20 protein-coding genes and 1 tRNA gene are annotated in these 17,710 nt (G+C 52.6%); 12 read left to right on the forward strand and 9 right to left on the reverse strand.

Annotated features, from left to right (window positions below; all coding sequences use genetic code 11):
- Positions 1-53 precede the first annotated feature (53 nt).
- A complete protein-coding gene (locus MET42_RS0105095; protein ID WP_019881732.1) occupies positions 54-1,097 on the forward strand; it encodes a type IV pilus twitching motility protein PilT in 1,044 nt (347 codons plus the stop codon).
- A 4-nt stretch (positions 1,098-1,101) separates the two neighbouring features.
- Positions 1,102-2,262 carry a PilT/PilU family type 4a pilus ATPase gene (locus tag MET42_RS0105100; protein ID WP_019881733.1) on the forward strand — a complete coding sequence of 387 codons (1,161 nt, stop codon included), beginning with the start codon at positions 1,102-1,104 and terminating at the stop codon, positions 2,260-2,262.
- A gap of 93 nt (positions 2,263-2,355) precedes the next feature.
- Here the strand turns inward: MET42_RS0105100 and MET42_RS0105105 are convergent, their stop codons facing one another.
- From MET42_RS0105105 to MET42_RS0105135, 7 genes are read right to left on the reverse strand one after another with little or no spacing between them, the layout of a single operon-like run.
- The gene (locus MET42_RS0105105) at positions 2,356-3,651 is read right to left on the reverse strand and encodes a dihydroorotase (protein WP_019881734.1); all 1,296 of its coding nucleotides are present in this window, start codon (positions 3,649-3,651) and stop codon (positions 2,356-2,358) included.
- Complete coding sequence (locus MET42_RS0105110; protein ID WP_019881735.1) at positions 3,648-4,604, reverse strand: aspartate carbamoyltransferase catalytic subunit; 957 nt, start codon at positions 4,602-4,604, stop codon at positions 3,648-3,650. Before MET42_RS0105110 ends, MET42_RS0105105 begins: the two co-directional genes overlap by 4 nt.
- Entirely contained in the window at positions 4,597-5,139 is a 543-nt protein-coding gene (gene pyrR / locus MET42_RS0105115; protein ID WP_019881736.1) for a bifunctional pyr operon transcriptional regulator/uracil phosphoribosyltransferase PyrR, read from the reverse strand. Before pyrR ends, MET42_RS0105110 begins: the two co-directional genes overlap by 8 nt.
- Positions 5,140-5,151: 12 nt before the next feature.
- Positions 5,152-5,655, reverse strand: coding sequence for a Holliday junction resolvase RuvX (gene ruvX / locus MET42_RS0105120; protein ID WP_019881737.1), 504 nt, complete (start codon positions 5,653-5,655; stop codon positions 5,152-5,154).
- Complete coding sequence (locus MET42_RS0105125; protein ID WP_019881738.1) at positions 5,648-6,253, reverse strand: YqgE/AlgH family protein; 606 nt, start codon at positions 6,251-6,253, stop codon at positions 5,648-5,650. Before MET42_RS0105125 ends, ruvX begins: the two co-directional genes overlap by 8 nt.
- Complete coding sequence (gene ribBA / locus MET42_RS0105130) at positions 6,250-7,359, reverse strand: bifunctional 3,4-dihydroxy-2-butanone-4-phosphate synthase/GTP cyclohydrolase II (protein WP_019881739.1); 1,110 nt, start codon at positions 7,357-7,359, stop codon at positions 6,250-6,252. The genes MET42_RS0105125 and ribBA overlap by 4 nt, the downstream gene beginning before the upstream one ends.
- Positions 7,359-7,952, reverse strand: a complete 594-nt coding sequence (locus tag MET42_RS0105135; protein ID WP_019881740.1) for a riboflavin synthase — start codon at positions 7,950-7,952, stop codon at positions 7,359-7,361. The genes ribBA and MET42_RS0105135 overlap by 1 nt, the downstream gene beginning before the upstream one ends.
- An 80-nt stretch (positions 7,953-8,032) precedes the next feature.
- On the opposite strand from MET42_RS0105135, the gene MET42_RS0105140 reads away from it, so the two are divergent.
- The 4 genes from MET42_RS0105140 to MET42_RS0105155 are packed head-to-tail and all read left to right on the forward strand — an operon-like array spanning position 8,033 to position 11,572.
- A complete protein-coding gene (locus tag MET42_RS0105140; RefSeq protein ID WP_019881741.1) occupies positions 8,033-8,878 on the forward strand; it encodes a neutral zinc metallopeptidase in 846 nt (281 codons plus the stop codon).
- Positions 8,879-8,894: 16 nt separating this feature from the next.
- Positions 8,895-9,500 carry an NUDIX domain-containing protein gene (locus tag MET42_RS0105145; RefSeq protein ID WP_019881742.1) on the forward strand — a complete coding sequence of 202 codons (606 nt, stop codon included), beginning with the start codon at positions 8,895-8,897 and terminating at the stop codon, positions 9,498-9,500.
- A gap of 6 nt (positions 9,501-9,506) precedes the next feature.
- The gene (locus MET42_RS0105150; protein ID WP_019881744.1) at positions 9,507-10,337 is read left to right on the forward strand and encodes a hypothetical protein; all 831 of its coding nucleotides are present in this window, start codon (positions 9,507-9,509) and stop codon (positions 10,335-10,337) included.
- Between the two features lie 5 nt (positions 10,338-10,342).
- On the forward strand, positions 10,343-11,572 hold the full coding sequence (locus MET42_RS0105155; RefSeq protein ID WP_232411331.1) for a lytic murein transglycosylase: 1,230 nt from the start codon (positions 10,343-10,345) through the stop codon (positions 11,570-11,572).
- A gap of 11 nt (positions 11,573-11,583) precedes the next feature.
- Here MET42_RS0105155 and MET42_RS0105160 read toward each other — a convergent pair whose 3' ends face one another.
- Positions 11,584-12,252: a 2OG-Fe(II) oxygenase gene (locus MET42_RS0105160; RefSeq protein WP_232411332.1), complete on the reverse strand. Its 669-nt coding sequence runs from the start codon at positions 12,250-12,252 to the stop codon at positions 11,584-11,586.
- Between the two features lie 95 nt (positions 12,253-12,347).
- Here MET42_RS0105160 and MET42_RS0105165 point away from each other — a divergent pair.
- Positions 12,348-12,424 (forward strand) — tRNA-Val (locus MET42_RS0105165).
- Between the two features lie 82 nt (positions 12,425-12,506).
- Here MET42_RS0105165 and MET42_RS0105170 read toward each other — a convergent pair.
- Positions 12,507-13,142 carry an EF-hand domain-containing protein gene (locus tag MET42_RS0105170; RefSeq protein WP_019881747.1) on the reverse strand — a complete coding sequence of 212 codons (636 nt, stop codon included), beginning with the start codon at positions 13,140-13,142 and terminating at the stop codon, positions 12,507-12,509.
- Between the two features lie 262 nt (positions 13,143-13,404).
- Between MET42_RS0105170 and thrS the strand changes: the two genes are divergently transcribed.
- The 5 genes from thrS (at position 13,405) to pheS (ending at position 17,669) form a co-directional block, all read left to right on the forward strand.
- Positions 13,405-15,327 carry a threonine--tRNA ligase gene (gene thrS / locus MET42_RS0105175; protein WP_019881748.1) on the forward strand — a complete coding sequence of 641 codons (1,923 nt, stop codon included), beginning with the start codon at positions 13,405-13,407 and terminating at the stop codon, positions 15,325-15,327.
- A 43-nt stretch (positions 15,328-15,370) separates the two neighbouring features.
- Positions 15,371-15,937: a translation initiation factor IF-3 gene (gene infC / locus MET42_RS0105180; protein WP_198289779.1), complete on the forward strand. Its 567-nt coding sequence runs from the start codon at positions 15,371-15,373 to the stop codon at positions 15,935-15,937.
- 87 nt (positions 15,938-16,024) lie between these two features.
- The gene (gene rpmI / locus MET42_RS0105185; RefSeq protein WP_019881750.1) at positions 16,025-16,222 is read left to right on the forward strand and encodes a 50S ribosomal protein L35; all 198 of its coding nucleotides are present in this window, start codon (positions 16,025-16,027) and stop codon (positions 16,220-16,222) included.
- A 10-nt stretch (positions 16,223-16,232) separates the two neighbouring features.
- Positions 16,233-16,592 carry a 50S ribosomal protein L20 gene (gene rplT / locus MET42_RS0105190; RefSeq protein ID WP_019881751.1) on the forward strand — a complete coding sequence of 120 codons (360 nt, stop codon included), beginning with the start codon at positions 16,233-16,235 and terminating at the stop codon, positions 16,590-16,592.
- Between the two features lie 75 nt (positions 16,593-16,667).
- Positions 16,668-17,669, forward strand: coding sequence for a phenylalanine--tRNA ligase subunit alpha (gene pheS / locus MET42_RS0105195; RefSeq protein WP_019881753.1), 1,002 nt, complete (start codon positions 16,668-16,670; stop codon positions 17,667-17,669).
- Positions 17,670-17,710: the final 41 nt, after the last annotated feature.

Consider the following 17,710-nt stretch of genomic DNA (forward strand, 5'->3'; position numbering starts at 1 on the left):
ACTAAGAATACAAAACTAAAGCAACATTATATAAATAATCACTGGAGTCGATTGTGGATATTTCAGATTTATTGGCATTTTCAGTTAAAAATAAAGCGTCGGACTTACATTTGTCCTCCGGCCTGCCACCGATGATTCGTGTGCATGGCGATGTGCGCAAGATCAATTTGCCAGCCATGGATCATGCCGAAGTACACCGCATGCTGTATGACATCATGAACGACAGCCAGCGCAAGATTTATGAGGAAACCCTGGAATGTGATTTCTCGTTTGAGATTCCTGATCTGGCGCGTTTCCGGGTTAACGCCTTTAACCAGCAACGTGGTGCCGGCGCGGTGTTCCGTACCATTCCGAGCAAGGTGCTGACGCTGGATGAACTGAATGCCCCCAAAGTATTCAAGGACATTGCCGATACACCACGTGGCATTGTGCTGGTGACCGGGCCAACCGGTTCCGGTAAGTCCACCACACTGGCTGCGATGATTGATTACATCAACGAATCACAGATGTCGCATGTGCTGACGGTGGAAGACCCGATTGAATTTGTGCACACCTCGAAAAAGTCGTTGATCAACCAGCGTGAAGTCGGCCCGCATACGCAATCGTTTGAGAATGCGCTGCGCTCTGCGTTGCGTGAAGACCCGGATGTGATCCTGGTGGGTGAGATGCGCGACCTGGAAACCATCCGCCTGGCGTTGACTGCGGCCGAAACCGGTCACCTGGTATTTGGTACCTTGCACACCAGTTCTGCGGCAAAAACCATAGACCGGGTGGTCGATGTGTTCCCGGCGGCGGAGAAGGAAATGGTGCGTTCCATGTTGTCTGAATCGTTGCGTGCCGTGATTTCACAAACCCTGTGTAAAACCAAGGATGAGCAAGGCCGCGTCGCCGCGCATGAAATCATGATGGGCACCCCGGCCATTCGTAACCTGATTCGTGAAAACAAGATTGCCCAAATGTATTCTGCGATCCAGACCGGCCAGAGCCTGGGCATGCAAACCCTGGACCAGAACCTGCAAGACCTGGTAAAACGCAATGTCATCAGTGCTGCTGAAGCGCGCACCAAGGCGGCGAACCGTGACGCTATCATCGGCTAACAATATGGACAGCACGCAAACGACGGGCGATCACGCCCAGACGGAGAAGTTCGTCACTGACCTGCTGAAACTGATGGTCACGCGCAAGGCTTCAGACTTGTTTATCACGGCGGGCTTTCCACCAGCGATGAAGATAGACGGCAAGCTGACGCCGGTGTCCTCACAAACCCTGAATACCCAGCAAACCGCCGAGATCGGTCGGGCGGTGATGAACGATAAGCAGGCGCTGGAGTTTCAGCAGACGCTGGAATGTAACTTTGCCATCAGTATGCCGTCCGTCGGCCGTTTCCGCGTCAATGCCTTTATTCAGCGCAGTGCGGTCGGCCTGGTGTTCCGGGTGATCAATACCAACATCCCCAAATTTGATGAATTAAAGTTACCGCCGATTCTTAAAGACGTGGTGATGGCCAAGCGTGGCCTGATCATTTTTGTCGGCGGCACCGGCTCTGGTAAGTCAACCTCAATGGCAGCCATGCTGGGGCATAGAAACGAAAGTAGCTACGGCCATATTATTACCATTGAAGACCCGGTTGAGTTTATTCACGGCCACCGCAATTGTATTGTGACTCAGCGTGAAGTTGGTGTGGATACTGAAAGCTGGCATGCGGCGCTTAAGAACACGCTACGCCAGGCGCCGGATGTGATTATGATCGGCGAGATCCGTGACCGTGAAACCATGGATTACGCGATTGCCTTCTCTGAGACTGGCCATTTGTGCCTGGCCACTTTGCACGCCAACAGTACCAACCAGGCGCTGGACCGGATTATTAACTTTTTCCCTGAAGAGCGCCGGCAACAGTTATTGATGGACTTGTCGCTTAACCTGCGCTGTGTCGCTTCGCAGCGATTGATTCCAAAAATTGATGGCAGTGGGCGCGTGGCTGCGGTGGAAGTGTTGTTACATTCACCGTTGATTTCTGACTTGATCTACAAAGGTGATGTGCACGCGATTAAAGAGATCATGGCCAAATCACGCGAACTGGGCATGCAAACCTTTGACCAGGCCTTGTTTGATTTATTTGAGTCGGGCCAGATCAGTTATGACGATGCCTTGCGCAATGCCGATTCGGTCAATGATTTACGCCTCAAGTTTAAGCTTAACAGCAAGATGGCGAACCCTGAGAATCAGGAGCGCGGCAAGATTTCTGACCTGGATATCTTGTAGTCAGCCCACGCCCGGTTTCAAAACGCTGTACATAAAAACGCCTGCGATGTGGTCATACATCGCAGGCGTTTTTGTTGAGGCTTACACGCTGGTTTACACAGTAGTTTGCAAGGTTTCTTGCTGGAACACCAGGTTGCCCTGCGTGAAGGTGGTGGTCACTTTGCCGGTGACTGCATGATGCACAAACGGCGTATTCTTGCCTTGGCTCAGCAGGGCACGGCCGTCAACACGCCACTCCATTTCCGGGTCATAAATCACGACATCTGCCGTTGCCCCTACCTGCAAATCACCTGCATTAACGCCAAGGATATTAGCTGGTGCTTGCGTGATTTTGGCCAGCGCTTGTGTGGGAGATAGCTTGGCTTGTGCCGCCCATTTTAAGGTCAGTGGTAGTAACAGTTCGAGCGCAGAGGCGCCCGGATGTGATTCGGCAAACGGTAGCGCCTTGGCGTCATCGTCCACCGGCGTGTGGTCGGAACAAATGGCATCCAGCGTGCCATCCAGCAAGCCTGCACGCAGCGCGTCGCGGTCGCGCTGGGTACGCACGGGTGGTTTTAAATGCACCATGCTGTCAAAAAAGCCGATATCCATATCTGTCAGGTGCAGATGCTGAATACTCACATCTGCCGTCACCTGCATGCCGGATTGTTTGGCCTGGCGAATCAGTTCCACGGACTCTGCGGTAGAGACGCGGGCGATATGCAGCCTGACGCCGGTGGCTTGCGCAATGCGCAGCATGGTTTGCAAAGCGATGCTTTCTGCCGCAGAAGGAATGCCTTTCAGGCCTAATCTCGAAGCGACCTCGCCATCATGCGCGACACCATTTTTGGCCAGGTAAGGGTCTTCGGCACGCATAAACAGGGTGTAGCCAAAAGAAGCCGCATATTCAAAGGCGCGCCACAGTACTTGCGTATCGACAATGGTGGTATCTGCCTGCGAAAAGCCTACGCAACCGGCGGCAGTCAAGGCGTACATTTCTGTGAGCAACTGGCCTTGCAACTGGCGCGTGACTGCGCCTAGCGGATAGACATGCGCTAGTGCCTGTGATTTGGCCCTGTGTTTGAGCATTTCGACCAGGCCTGGCTCATCAAGCACCGGGTCAGTGTCTGGTGGGCAAGCCAGGCTGGTGACGCCGCCAGCCATGGCCGCGCGTAATTCGCTCAGTAGCGTGGCTTTATATTCACTGCCGGGCTCGCGCAGGCGGGCGCACAAATCGACCAGGCCAGGTAACACCCATTTGCCGCTGGCATCCAGCGTTTGGTCTGCCTTGAAGTTTGCCGGTGCCTCACCGATGGCGACAATTTTGCCAGCACTGATATACAGGTCTTTGACCTGGTCTAGTTGCTGGCTGGCATCCATCAGGCGGCCTTGTTTAATTACGATGTTCATGCGGCGTTGCCCCCTCCCAGAATTGCCATCACCGCCATGCGGACTGCGATACCATAAGTCACTTGCGGCAGAATCACTGATTGTTTGCCATCTGCAACTGCCGAATCAATTTCTACGCCACGGTTCATCGGGCCAGGGTGCATCACAATGGCATCCGGCCTGGCCAGCGCCAGCCGCTCTGGCGTCAGGCCAAAGGTCTGGAAAAACTCTTGCGAACTGGGTAGCAAGGCGCCAGACATACGCTCGTTTTGCAGGCGTAGCATCATGACCACATCAACGTCTTTCAGGCCTTGTTCCATATTGTGGAATACCTGCACGCCGAGTTTTTCCACGTCTGTTGGCAGCAAGGTGCGTGGTGCGATGACACGTATTTCGGGTACGCCCAGTGTCGTCAAGGCATGAATTTCGCTGCGGGCGACGCGGGAGTGCAGTACATCGCCGACAATCGCCACGCGCAGGTTGTGCATTTCAGGTTTGTATTTGCGGATGGTAAATACATCCAGCAAGCCTTGTGTCGGGTGCGCATGACGGCCATCGCCCGCATTAATGACGCTGATATGCGGTGGCACGTGCTGCGCAATAAAGTGCGCGGCGCCGCTTTGCTGGTGACGCACAACAAACATATCGGCGTGCATGGCAATCAGGTTGTTTACCGTGTCTAAAATCGTCTCGCCTTTGGATTGCGACGAGGTGCTGACGTTGAGGTTAAGCACATCGGCCGATAGGCGCTTGGCGGCAATTTCAAACGTGGTGCGCGTGCGCGTACTGTTCTCAAAGAAAATATTGCAAACGGTTTTGCCACGCAGCAGCGGCACTTTTTTGACTTCACGCTCGGCCACGCCGACAAAGTTTTCGGCCGTATCCAGAATGTCGGTCAAAATGCGTTTGGGTAATCCTTCGATACTCAGCAGATGCTGTAGTTGTCCTTGCGCGTTGAGTTGCGGGTTATGCATGGTCGTCAGCTCCACTCTTGGCAGGCGAGGCCGATTCAGAAATGCTGAGGCTTAAGCGCCCCAGCGTGTTCATGGCCAGGTCAAACGATTGATGCGCCTGTAACGGCAGGTCGGCACCGACCATGTCTGGCCGGATTGGTAACTGTGCGCCACCACGGTTGATCAGGGCAGCCAGTTGTACCGAGGCCGGACGGCCATAGTCAAACAGTTCATTCATGACCGCACGCGTGGTACGACCGGTATAAAAAATATCGTCGATCAGGATGATATGCTTGCCATTGATATCGAACGGGATATAAGCCGGGTGCGCGGATGTTTTCAAACCGCGTTGTGCATAATCGTCCCTGTACATGGCTGCATCCAGCTTGCCAAACAGGATGTCATGCCCTAGCTCAGTTTGCAGGCGCTTGAGCAGCCTCTCCATGAGCCAGACGCCGCCGGTGTAAATACCGACCAGAGCAGTATTTTCCTGTATGCGTGGCTTGAGTTGCTGGTATAAATGCTCTAGTAGTTGTTCGGGATCAGGTAATGTCATGAGGGGATTGTGCTATGCACGTCCATGATAAGCATCAAAATAGGATTGTAATATAGTTTGTGCGGCAACCTGGTCCAGCAGCGGCTTTTGTGCACGGCCTCTCACACCCGCTTCATACAGCGACTGTGCTGCTTCAGCAGAAGACAGGCGCTCGTCCACCATCACGACCGGCAGGTTGAAGCGGCCTTCGAGGCGCTGGGCAAATTTTTGCGCCAGCGCAGTCATGGCATGGGCTTCGCCATCCATAGACATCGGCAAACCAACGACCAGCAAGACAGGACGCCATTCTTGCAGCAGCGCATCAATGTGCGCAAATTTGGCGGCATTTTCTTCTGCTTCTATGGTGAGCAGTGCGTGTGCCAGCTTGAGCAGGGTGTCGCCAACGGCCACGCCTATGCGTTTTTCACCAAAATCAAAGGCAAGCACCGTGCCACTGACATCCGGGTAACGGCGTTGGGTAATCGGTAAATGGCTTTGATTGAGAGGCTGTTTGCCGTGCTTGACCGCATCAGGCATGGCCAGCGACCTCGGACAGGGTGGCAAAGTCTACGCCTAATTGCTGCATGGCCCAGGAGAGCTTGTCATCATTGGGCAGTTTGAAAATCAGCTTATGGAGCTGCTGGTTGTCCTCGAGCGGCAACGTCAGCCAGGCATTGGCCTGAATTTCTTCCTCCAGCTGACCTGCGGACCAGCCGGTATAACCGAGGGCGATAAACATGTCTGGCGGTGCTTCATCACGCGCCGCCGCTTCCAGGATATCTTTGGAGGAGGTCATGGCCAGGCCTTCTGACAACTCCATGGTGGTGTTGAATTCAGTGGCTGGCGTATGCAGCACAAAGCCGCGTTCTACTTGCACCGGGCCGCCAAAATGCACTTGCCGTTCCTGCTGGTAGTTGGCATGGCATTCCATATCCAGTTGCTCAAACAGGTCGCCTACATTTAGCTGCAAAGGGTGGTTGAGTATCATGCCCATGGCGCCATCCTGGTCGTGGTTACACACCAGAATCACGCTTTTGCTGAAGTAGGGGTCTTCCATGGCCGGCATGGCAATCAAAATCTGGCCGGTGAGGTTCAGGCGCATGTCATTGCTGTCTAACGATAACTGTTCACTCATACAGGGCTAGCTTCTTCCGCGCTCAAATAGCCGGTAATCTCCAGGCCAAAGCCATCCATGCTTGGCATTTTGCGCGGGGCGGCCATCAGGCGCATTTTCTTCACCCCAAGGTCGAGCAGGATTTGTGAGCCGGTGCCGTAATTGCGTAATTCCTGGTTCACCACCAGCTTTTGGTCCGCGCGCAAAATGCGGTCGGTCAGTCCCAGCCCGTCTTCATCGCGGTTGATCAGCACAATCACGCCGCAAGGCGCGGTGCTGATAATACGCATGGCGTGTAACAGGTTCCAGCTATGCGCCTGGTGGCTGCTATCCAGCAGGTCTATCATGGACAAGGGTTCGTGCACCCTTACCAGCGCTTCTTCGCTGGTTTGCGGATCGCCTTTGACCAGCGCCAGATGTGTTTCCTGTGCGATATTGTCGCGGTAGGCGATCAGGCGCATCGGGCCAAACACGGTCTCGATATTGCGCTCGGCGCTACGCTCAATCAGGGTCTCGTGTGAGGCGCGGTAATGGATCAGGTCGGCAATGGTGCCAATTTTAATATCATGCTCAGCTGCGACCTGCATCAAGTCTGGCAAGCGTGCCATTTCGCCGTCATCTTTCAATATTTCGCAAATGACGCTGGCAGGTTCGCAGCCGGCCAGTTGTGCCAGATCGCAGCCTGCTTCCGTGTGTCCGGCACGGACCAGCACGCCGCCATTCATCGCTGAGAGCGGGAAAATATGGCCAGGGCTAACCAGGCTGCTGGCGTTGGCTTGTTTGGCAATCGCTGCGCGTATCGTTGTGGCGCGATCAGCCGCAGAAATGCCGGTAGTCACGCCTTCGGCTGCTTCAATGGATACCGTGAAATTGGTGCCGAGGCGGGTGCCATTTTTTTGCACCATGGGCGGTAAATCCAGCTGACGGCAGCGTTGCTCGGTCAGGGTCAGGCAAATCAGGCCGCGGCCAAATTTGGCCATGAAATTGATATGCTCTGCGGTGACAAACTCAGCGGCAATGACAAAATCACCTTCATTTTCACGGTGTTCGTCATCGACCAGGATGACCATTTTTCCGGCACGGATATCGGCAATGATGGCTTCAATAGGGCTAATCTGCGCCGACATTATTCTTGCTCCCAGGCTTGCATACGCTCAACATAGCGTGCAATTAAATCGATTTCGAGGTTGACCGGGTCTCCGGCCTTGGCGTATTGCATGATGGTGTGTTGCATGGTGTGCGGGATCAGGTTAATACTGACCTCGTCCTGGCTGATTTCGTTCACGGTCAGGCTGATGCCGTTTACACACAAAGAGCCTTTCTTCGCGACGTATTTGCTGATGGCATGCGGGGCGCGTATCTTCAGCAGCCAGCATTCACCAACCTCTTGCAAGGCGGTAATGGTGCCTATGCCATCGACATGGCCGGTGACCAGGTGGCCGCCCAGGCGGTCCGCCAGGCGCAAGGCTTTTTCCAGGTTGACCGGGCCTGGTTGACCCAGCCCCGTGGTCACGTCCAGCGTGACTTTTGACACCATGACCTGAAAAGCGTGCATATCGAATTCAGTCACGGTGAGACATACGCCATTAACGGCGATGCTATCTCCCAGTTGCACATCTTGCATTCCCAGTTCCGCGGCTTCAATGCGTAATGCGCAATCTTCACCATGCGGAACCACTTCGGCAATCCGGCCGACGGTTTGAATAATCCCAGTAAACATGGTGTGATTTTATCAGTGCTGCATGCTAAAGTAATCACATTCCATCAACATTTTTCAATAGTAATGGTCGGGGGATTCTTGTGCGCCTGGATGATTTAGAAGAAAGCCAGCATGTCGAAGACAGTCGTGGCCGTGGAATGGTCGGTGGCCGCAGTATCGGCATCGGTACCATTGCGATTGCGCTGGTGGCCATGTATTTTGGCGTGGACCCCAGCCTGGTGTTGAATATCGCGCAGCAAGCGCAACCTGCGGCCGAGTCGCAAACGGTGCCTGCGGATAGCAATGACCCCAAGGTCAAGTTTGTCTCCCGCGTGCTTTGGAGTACCGAGCAAGTGTGGCAAAGCACGTTTTCAGCGGTCGGCCAGCAATACACTGCACCCAATCTGGAAATCTTCAGTGGTGCGACACAAACGGCTTGCGGACAAGGGCAGGCAGCGATGGGGCCGTTTTATTGCCCGGCAGACCAGAAGGTGTATATCGATTTAAGTTTTTACCAGGAACTGCAGGAACGCTTTAAGGCGCCAGGGGATTTTGCCCAGGCCTATGTGATTGCGCATGAGGTTGGGCATCATGTGCAAAACTTGCTGGGCACTTCGGAAAAGGTACAGCAAGCCAGGCAACAGGCACGTTCTGAAGCTGCCTCCAATGCCTATTCAGTGCGGCTGGAATTGCAGGCGGACTGTTACGCAGGCGTCTGGGCGCATCATGCTGACCAGCAGTTCCGTATTCTGGAAACCGGTGATATTGAAGAGGCCTTGCGTGCCGCCACCGCGATTGGTGATGATGCCCTGCAAAAACAGGCGCAAGGCTATGTGGTACCGGACAGCTTTACCCATGGTAGTTCGGAGCAGCGTGTGCATTGGTTTAAGCAAGGCTTGCAGTCTGGCCAGGTGAACGATTGCAATACATTTAAAGATGCAGTTTAAGCGGTAGAAGTGAGTGATGGCAGAAGAAACAGGATTCAAGCAGGATCAACAGTTAATTGACACCCATTTGATTGAAACCACGGTGTCCAGCGAGATCATGGCGCAGGGCAAAATGCTGACAGTACGTTATGACGAGGCGCGTTTGCCGAATGGTGTGGTTAGTGGCCGTGAGTATGTGATACACCCCGGCGCTGTGGTGGTGGTTGCGCTGACGCCCTCAGGTGACGTGGTGCTGGAACGCCAGTTCCGCTATCCGCTCAAGCAGGTGTTTATTGAATTGCCAGCAGGCAAAATCGACTCCGGCGAGCCCGTGCTAACTACCGGCCAGCGTGAGTTGCTGGAAGAAACCGGTTACACGGCGCAAAGCTGGGTTAAATTGGGCGTGCAACATCCTTGTATCGGTTATTCCAACGAAGTCATTCATATCTACTTGGCAACGGGTTTGTCACTTGGTGAGCATGCGCGCGATATCGACGAAGCCATGGATGTATTTACCTGGCCATTTGAGCAGGTGATGCAGGCCATTGAGGCGGGCGACATCACGGATAGCAAGACCTTGTCTGCCATGTTGCTGGCTGAGCGCTATTTGCGTAAACACCCGCTTCCAGAGATCAAGGGTTAGTAAAGTATGCGCATATTGCAAATTGGTTGTGGTGGTTTGGGAACCTTGATAGCAGAGGCAAGCCTGGCCCAGGGGCATGCACTGACCATCGTCAGGCGCTCCCAGCTGCCGGTCCCTGCCGGGGCGCAGGCGATATACCTGGATGTGATTGCCGAAGAATATCTGTCAGTACTTTCTACTTTGCAGCCGGAAATCCTGCTGTATTGTCTGGCGCCCGTAGAAGGGCAAAGTTATCAGCAAACCTATGTGCAAGGTCTGCGTCAGGTGCTGGCAAGCGTGGCAGTGACTGCATTAAAACACGTCTTTTTTATTTCCAGCACCGGCATTTATGGCGAGGATCAGGGAGGGTGGATTGATGACGAGACGCCAGCCTTGCCCGCGGATGAAGGTGGGCGCGTCATGCTGGAAGCCGAGCAGCTACTGGCACAGTTGCCTTGTGGCCATACGGCGCTGCGGGTGTCGGGGATTTATGGCCCACAACGGCTTTATTTGTTACGGTTGCTGCAAAACAGCGCAAGCTGGCCCACGCAGGTGCATTGGACCAATCGTATGCATGAGCTGGATGTGGCCGCGGCGGTGGTGCATTTGTATCAGCAAGTCATGGATGGTGTGGTATTACCAGAACATTGTATTTTGACTGACGGTGTCCCCGCCATGCAGCATGAGGTGTTGCAGTGGCTGGCCGCGCAGCAGCAAGTGCCTGCACCGTCAACGCCGCCATTGCAGCCGCAGTCTGGTAAACGTATCCGTAACCGCTTCTTACAACACACAGGATTCAAGCCGCAATTTGCCGATTATCAGGCAGGCTATGCATCCATTTTATCCAGCCTGAATTAGTGTCTATGAAGAACGTAAAAAGAACCGGGAAGTGGCAAGCTGTATGGAGCGGGTTATTGGTGGCGGGGCTCGCTATCACCAGCGATTTGAGCAGTGCTGAGGATGACGATGGCTTTAAGTTGTGGGTGACAGCCATGCGCCAGGAGGCGCTGGCATTACATGTGGCACCAGCCGCGGTGGATGCGACACTCAACCAGGTGACTTTCTTGCCACGTTTGATTGAGCTGGACCGCAAGCAGCCAGAGTTTGTCACCAGTTTTTCAGCCTATGTAAACCGCCGCATTAACCCACGGGTGGTGGCCAAAGGCAAGCAGATGGCGCAGGACTACCAGGGCGTGCTTTATGTGGTCGAAGAGTTGTATCAAGTGCCGCGCGAGGTGCTGGTGGCTTTTTGGGGGCTGGAAACCAATTTTGGTGGTTTTATGGGCGATATCCCATTGGCTTCTGCCTTGGCCACACTTTCTTATGAAGGGCGCCGGGCCGAGTTTTTTAAACGGGAATTATTGAACCTGATGCGCGTGGTCGAGCGCGAGCAGCGCTATGACAGCCCGGTGGTGGGCTCCTGGGCAGGCGCAACCGGGCATATGCAGTTTATGCCATCTACCTTGCTCAAGTATGGTGTGGATGCCGATGCTGACGGCAAAATAGATATCTGGAATTCTTATCCTGACGTGTTCAGTTCGGCGGCCAACTATCTGTCACAAGCAGGTTGGCAGCCAGGCAAGCCGATTAGCATTCAGGTGGCCTTGCCTGCCGGATTTGACTACAGCCAGGCGCAATGGCAGTTGAACAAGCCAGTCAGTGATTGGATAAAAGCGGGGGTTGCTGGTGTGCCTGACAGCGCGCTGGGCTTGCCGCAGGCCGCTATTTTGTTGCCGCAAGGCTATGAGGGCCCGGCGTATATGGTGTTCCCGAATTTTGATGTGATCATGCAGTGGAACCGTTCTATTAATTATGCGCTCAGTGTCAGTTTACTGAGTCAGCAACTGCGCCAGGACACGTACACGCTGATGATGCCGCCAGAGCCGCCTGCACTCAGTTATCAGCAGATGTGGTCTTTGCAGGAGGCGCTAAATGCCAGAGGCTTTGATTGCGGGTCGCCGGATGGCTTCCCGGGGGCGAAAACGCAAGCGGCTATCCGGCGTTACCAGGCCAGTAAAGGGTTGCCACAAGATGGTTATGCCGGGGCAGATATGTTTAGCCGATTGACGGCGCAAGTGCAGTCGGCACAGTAGCGACGTAAAAACTAGCGTGTTTTAAACCAGCCGGTGACGCTGACGCGTGGCAAGGTGGCGGGTAACACTTCATGCCAGAACCTGGCGGATAGAAACAACACCAGCCTGCCCGCTGTTGGCACTATATCAATGTGTCTTGCATCTTGTGCGGGTGTTTGTGCGTGCTCGTCCAAATACAATCGCAACGCGCCGCCAGCTTGTTCTGGCCAGTCATCATTTAAATAAATAATCGAGGTCAGCGTTCTTGCGCCAGGCCTTGCCTGCTCACGGTGTTGGTGAAACTGGTCTATATGAGTGGCATAACCGGAGGAGCCTGCCGGGTAAATGGCAAAGTGCGTTTCAAAACTGTCCAGCCCCATCATCAATTGCCGGTTGACGGCTTGTTGCACTTCAGCCAGAAATGCCAGATAGTTCTGGATCGCTGGATGCGGATCACCGGGCTCCAGCCAGGCAATCTGGTCGCCGCGCAACTTGGGGTTGCTAACCGCTGACTGGCTGGTGCCGGCCTGGTGCATTAGTCCTTGCTGTTGTTGATCAAGTGCGATGGTACGCAGTGCTTCAACCAGATTGATAGGTAGAAACTGATCAATCACGCAATATTGCTGTTCGGACAGTGTGTCGATGATAAGGTCTACTATGCGATCTGAGAGTAAAGGCGGTAGGGCTGCAGTGCTTGTCATGCGCATATTATAAGCGCGATACCATTGCCTAACCGATGGCTTTCGGATAGAATGCGCAACCTTATTGATTCGCAGCAACTGCTGCGCAATACAATAGTCGCGTAGCTCAGCTGGTTAGAGCACCACCTTGACATGGTGGGGGTCGATGGTTCGAGTCCATTCGCGACTACCAAATAAAACATGGAAAAATTTAAAAAAGCCACCAGAATCTCTGGTGGCTTTTTGTTTTTCTCATCTGTTAGGCTGGTGTGGACTTAAGCGGAGGTGGTCAAGTAGCTGCTGGATGTGTCCTGATCCAGTCCGTAGGTTTTAATCAACTTGGCCACTTGCTCCAGGGCATTGCTTTGTTGTGTGCTGGTGCTGGATGGATTGCTGCTATCGCTGTTCTGGCTTTGTTGATACTCCATGGCTTCTTGCTGGGTTACCTTGCCATCACCATTCGTATCAGCGGCCTCAAAATTACTGGCGACATTGTTCAGCAACTCTGACAGTTTGCTGTCGTCAGTAGAGGAAGCCATTTCCTGCATCTGGTCCTGTGTGAGGCCGCTATCTTCCTCGTCTCCGCCGCGATGCGGCGGTGGGCCACCTGCGCCGCCCGGTGGGGGTGGCCCGCCTGGGGCGCCGCCAGCCTGGTTGCTGGCGCTCTGCAACTGGCTGAACAGGTTTTCGATTCCTTTTGTCAGCTCGCTTTTGCTGATTTTACTGTCGCCGTCCGTATCTATGCTGCTGACGAGATCGCTGACCTCATCGCTGGCTTGGTCATCAGCCGATTCGCTCAGTGCTTTGCTTAAAGAGGTGGCATCAATCGTGCCCTGGTTAGAGGTATCTAGTTTGCTAAAGATGTTGTTGGTGATTTGACTGCTCACACTGCTTAAACTGATGCTGGTCATAGTGGTTCTCCCTTGGTGGTTCGCCTTTACATTGGTTTCGGCAGGCGCGTCTGCCTGTCAACTGTTTTAACGACTGGGTATGCCGCGCCTGAATGCAGGTTTTGTATCGGTGTGTATCGCTTTGTATCAATGCTTTAAATGTGACTGCACTCGGTTTCTGATTGCGGAATTTTCGTGCGCTGTGAGATAATCGAGGTTTGACCAAAAACAGGTGCCATGTGCTTGTTTTGTTTGGTTGTTTAATGTTTAAAGAGAGGGAGTCATGCCTGTAATCCGCTTGCCTGATGGGTCATCCAGAAGTTTTGAACAGCCGGTGACCGTGGCCGATGTTGCGATGAATATTGGCGCTGGTCTGGCGAAAGCCGCACTGGCGGGTAAGGTCACGTACACAGGTCAGGAAGCTAAACTGGTCGATACCAGTCATCTGATTGAGCAGGATGTAGACCTCGCCATCATTACCGATAAGAACGATGAAGGCCTGGAAGTGATTCGTCACTCGACCGCCCACTTGCTGGCTTATGCGGTCAAAGAGCTGTTCCCGGATGCGCAGGTGACCATCGGTCCGGTCATCGATAATGGCTTTTACTATGACTTTAGCTACAAGCGCCCGTTTACGCCGGACGATCTGGCAGCCATTGAAAAGAAAATGGCTGAGCTGGCGAAGAAAGACGAAAAAGTCGAGCGCAAGGTATTGCCACGTGATGAAGCTGTGGCTTACTTCAAAAGCATTAACGAGCATTATAAGGCCGAGATCATTGCCAGCATTCCAAGCAATGAGGACGTGTCTTTGTATTCTGAAGGCAACTTCACTGACTTGTGCCGTGGCCCGCACGTGCCGAATACCGGCAAACTCAAGGCGTTTAAATTAATGAAGCTGGCCGGTGCTTACTGGCGCGGCGACAGCAACAACGAAATGTTGCAACGCGTATACGGCACCGCCTGGCGCAACAAGGATGAGCTGGAAGCTTATCTGCATATGCTGGAAGAGGCTGAAAAGCGCGACCACCGCAAACTGGGCAAGCAACTCGACTTCTACCATATGCAGGATGATGCACCAGGTATGGTGTTCTGGCATCCTCGTGGCTGGGTGATCTGGCAAGAGGTCGAGCAGTACATGCGCGCCAAATTTAAAGAGTACGATTACCAGGAAGTGCGTACGCCGACGGTGCTGGATAAAACCCTGTGGGAAAAATCCGGCCACTGGCAAAACTACCGCGACAATATGTTTGTCACGCAGTCGGAAAGCCGCGATTATGCGGTGAAACCGATGAACTGCCCTGGCCATATTCAGATTTTCAACCGCAGTTTGCACAGCTATCGTGATTTGCCGTTGCGTCTGGCAGAGTTCGGTTCCTGTCATCGTAATGAGCCATCTGGCTCCTTGCATGGCTTGATGCGCGTGCGTGGCTTTACCCAGGATGATGCCCATATTTTCTGTATGGAGTCACAAGTCGAGGCTGAAGTAGCAGACTTTATCAAGATGTTGTATGAAGTGTACAAAGACTTTGGTTTTGATGATGTGATCGTCAAATTGTCTACCCGCCCGGAAAAGCGCGTGGGCACGGAAGAAGCCTGGGATATGGCAGAAACTGCCCTGGCCAACGCGATTAAAGCTAATGGTCTTGAGTTTGAATATCAGCCGGGTGAGGGCGCATTTTACGGCCCGAAAATTGAGTTTACCCTCAAAGACTCTCTGGGCCGTATGTGGCAATGCGGTACTATCCAGCTTGACCCTAACCTGCCTGAACGCCTGGGCGCGGAGTATGTGGCTGAAGACAATACGCGTCAGCGGCCTATCATGTTGCACCGCGCCATTGTCGGTTCTATGGAGCGCTTTTTAGGTATTTTGATCGAGAACTTTGCCGGTGCGATGCCAGTCTGGTTGTCGCCAGTGCAAGTCATGGTGCTTAATATTTCAGATAACCAGGCTGATTATGTCCGCCAAGTGGTTGAAAAATTGAAGAAAAATGGCATTCGATGCGATTTTGACTTGAGAAATGAGAAGATTACCTATAAAATACGCGAACACAGCTTGCAAAAGTTGCCATACCTCATTGTGGTAGGCGACAAAGAAATGCAAAATGGTCATGTGGCCGTACGTACCAGAAAAGGTGAAGATCTGGGTGTGATGTCGGTAGAGGCGTTTGTAGCGCTCCTGCAAGAAGACATCCAAAACCGGGTCTAATTTCGGGTATTCGTGCGGCTTTGTTTATTGTTAGGGGATTGTTATAGCTCAAGATAAAGATACACGCATCAATGGCGACATCACTGCGCCACAAGTGCGTTTGGTTGGTGTGGATGGCGAACCGTTAGGTGTGATGAGTCTCAAAGAGGCTTTTGCCAAAGCGGAAGAAGCTGATATTGATATTGTTGAAATTGCACCAAATGCCGCACCACCAGTGTGCCGTTTGATGGATTACGGCAAATTCAAATACGCTGAGAGCAAGCGTATGCACGAGCAAAAACTGAAACAAAAACAGGTGCAGATTAAAGAGGTCAAGTTTAGACCTGGCACTGATGACGGCGATTACAATATTAAATTACGCAATATCATCCGCTTTTTGGGTGATGGCGATAAAGCAAAAATTACCTTGCGCTTCCGTGGTCGCGAAATTACGCACCAGGAATTCGGTCTGGCGTTATTGAAACGCTTGGAAGCTGATCTGACAGAGCACGCATTGGTGGAGCAGTATCCTAAAATGGAAGGCCGCCAGATGGTGATGGTGTTGGCGCCAGCGAAGAAAGCTGTGCCTGTGGCCAAAAAAGCTGAAAAAGCAGCACCAAGCGAAGAATAAGGTTTTAAGTAGTACAACAGTTTTTTGGAGTAATACGGCTAAATTGGCTGCCCAGTTACTCTCTATTCAACCTCTAAGGAGAAAAAAATGCCAAAGATGAAAACAAAGAGCAGCGCCAAAAAGCGCTTCAAGTTCTTGGGTAACGGTAAAGTGAAGCGTACACACTCTCACTTGCGCCATATTCTGACCAAGAAAACCACCAAGCAAAAGCGTAAGCTGCGCGGTACTTCCATTATTTCTGCGACTGACGTGAAACGCGTCCGCGCAATGATGCCAACACAATAAGGAGACCGACATGCCTAGAGTAAAACGTGGTGTCGTCGCACGCGCAAGACATAAAAAAGTTTTAAATGCTGCTAAAGGTTACCGTGGTCGTCGTAAGAACGTCTACCGTGTTGCCAAACAGGCGGTAATGAAAGCCGGTCAATACGCATACCGTGACCGTCGTCAGAAAAAACGTCAATTCCGAGCATTGTGGATTGCCCGTATCAACGCGGCAGCCCGTGAAGCTGGTTTGACATACAGCCGTTTCATGAACGGTCTGAAAAAATCTGCGGTTGAAGTTGACCGTAAAGTACTGGCTGATCTGGCCGTGTTCGATAAAGCTGCTTTTGCTAAATTCGTAGAATTGGCTAAAACAGGTTTAAGCGCCTAATCAGACCTACCAAAAAAAGAGGCTGCGGCCTCTTTTTTTATTTTAATGTGACTCAAAACTTAAAGAATACGCACGATGGCTGATCTCAATCACTTAATCGCAGAAGCCGCACAAGACTTTGCGGCTTGTCATGATGTTCCTGCACTGGAAAACGCCAAGGCCAAATACCTGGGAAAATCTGGCGCGCTGACCGAAGCCTTGAAAGGGCTGGGTAAATTGACTGCTGAAGAGCGTCCAGCAGCTGGTGCAGCGATTAATGTGGTTAAACAAGCCGTTGAGCAAGCCTTGAATGACCGCCGTGACAGTATCCTGGCCGCTGCACAGGCCAAACAGCTGGCGAGTGAAACCATCGATGTGACTTTGCCTGCGCGCGCGCAATCGACCGGTGGTTTGCATCCGGTGACATTGACCTTACGCCGTGTAGAAGAGCTGTTTCATTCGATTGGTTTCAGTGTGGCGGATGGCCCTGAAATCGAAACCGATTTTTATAATTTCACGGCGCTGAATATTCCGGATAACCATCCGGCACGTGCCATGCATGATACTTTTTACATTGATAGCGGTAATGACAGCATGGAGCACGTCTTGCGTACGCATACGTCACCGGTGCAAGTGCATTACATGGAAAACAATACGCCACCATTGAAAATTATTGCACCAGGTCGTGTTTACCGCGTCGACTCCGATGCGACGCATTCACCGATGTTCCACCAGGTGGAAGGGTTGTGGGTGGATGAGCAAATCAGCTTTGCCAACCTCAAGGGCGTGGTGCAGGATTTTCTGCAAAAATTCTTTGAACGCGATGATTTGACCGTGCGTTTCCGCCCATCCTTCTTCCCGTTTACCGAGCCTTCAGCCGAAATGGATATGAGCTGGAATGGCGGCTGGCTGGAAATTGGTGGTTGCGGCATGGTGCACCCTGAGGTGCTCAAACACGTGAATATCGATAGCGATAAATATCGTGGCTTTGCTTTTGGCCTGGGCGTAGAGCGCTTGGCCATGTTGCGCTACGGCGTCAATGATTTGCGCCATTTCTTTAATAATGATTTGCGCTTTTTGCAGCAGTTTATTAAATAATCCAGCCTCCACGCACTTTAAACACCGAATTAATACAGGGT

This window comes from Methylophilus sp. 42, from assembly GCF_000384155.1.
GTDB lineage: Bacteria > Pseudomonadota > Gammaproteobacteria > Burkholderiales > Methylophilaceae > Methylophilus.

What these genes read in the sequence shown, in the direction of transcription:
- MET42_RS0105125 (WP_019881738.1), bottom strand. Translation starts at nt 6,253, where the DNA reads ATGAGTGAACAGTTATCGTTAGACAGCAATGACATGCGCCTGAACCTC.
- ruvX (WP_019881737.1), bottom strand. Translation starts at nt 5,655, where the DNA reads ATGCCTGATGCGGTCAAGCACGGCAAACAGCCTCTCAATCAAAGCCAT.
- pheS (WP_019881753.1), top strand. Translation starts at nt 16,668, where the DNA reads ATGGCTGATCTCAATCACTTAATCGCAGAAGCCGCACAAGACTTTGCG.
- MET42_RS0105110 (WP_019881735.1), bottom strand. Translation starts at nt 4,604, where the DNA reads ATGCATAACCCGCAACTCAACGCGCAAGGACAACTACAGCATCTGCTG.
- rplT (WP_019881751.1), top strand. Translation starts at nt 16,233, where the DNA reads ATGCCTAGAGTAAAACGTGGTGTCGTCGCACGCGCAAGACATAAAAAA.
- MET42_RS0105100 (WP_019881733.1), top strand. Translation starts at nt 1,102, where the DNA reads ATGGACAGCACGCAAACGACGGGCGATCACGCCCAGACGGAGAAGTTC.
- ribBA (WP_019881739.1), bottom strand. Translation starts at nt 7,359, where the DNA reads ATGTCGGCGCAGATTAGCCCTATTGAAGCCATCATTGCCGATATCCGT.
- MET42_RS0105155 (WP_232411331.1), top strand. Translation starts at nt 10,343, where the DNA reads ATGAAGAACGTAAAAAGAACCGGGAAGTGGCAAGCTGTATGGAGCGGG.
- MET42_RS0105145 (WP_019881742.1), top strand. Translation starts at nt 8,895, where the DNA reads ATGGCAGAAGAAACAGGATTCAAGCAGGATCAACAGTTAATTGACACC.
- MET42_RS0105150 (WP_019881744.1), top strand. Translation starts at nt 9,507, where the DNA reads ATGCGCATATTGCAAATTGGTTGTGGTGGTTTGGGAACCTTGATAGCA.
- MET42_RS0105135 (WP_019881740.1), bottom strand. Translation starts at nt 7,952, where the DNA reads ATGTTTACTGGGATTATTCAAACCGTCGGCCGGATTGCCGAAGTGGTT.
- MET42_RS0105160 (WP_232411332.1), bottom strand. Translation starts at nt 12,252, where the DNA reads ATGACAAGCACTGCAGCCCTACCGCCTTTACTCTCAGATCGCATAGTA.
- pyrR (WP_019881736.1), bottom strand. Translation starts at nt 5,139, where the DNA reads ATGACATTACCTGATCCCGAACAACTACTAGAGCATTTATACCAGCAA.
- MET42_RS0105170 (WP_019881747.1), bottom strand. Translation starts at nt 13,142, where the DNA reads ATGACCAGCATCAGTTTAAGCAGTGTGAGCAGTCAAATCACCAACAAC.
- MET42_RS0105105 (WP_019881734.1), bottom strand. Translation starts at nt 3,651, where the DNA reads ATGAACATCGTAATTAAACAAGGCCGCCTGATGGATGCCAGCCAGCAA.
- rpmI (WP_019881750.1), top strand. Translation starts at nt 16,025, where the DNA reads ATGCCAAAGATGAAAACAAAGAGCAGCGCCAAAAAGCGCTTCAAGTTC.
- thrS (WP_019881748.1), top strand. Translation starts at nt 13,405, where the DNA reads ATGCCTGTAATCCGCTTGCCTGATGGGTCATCCAGAAGTTTTGAACAG.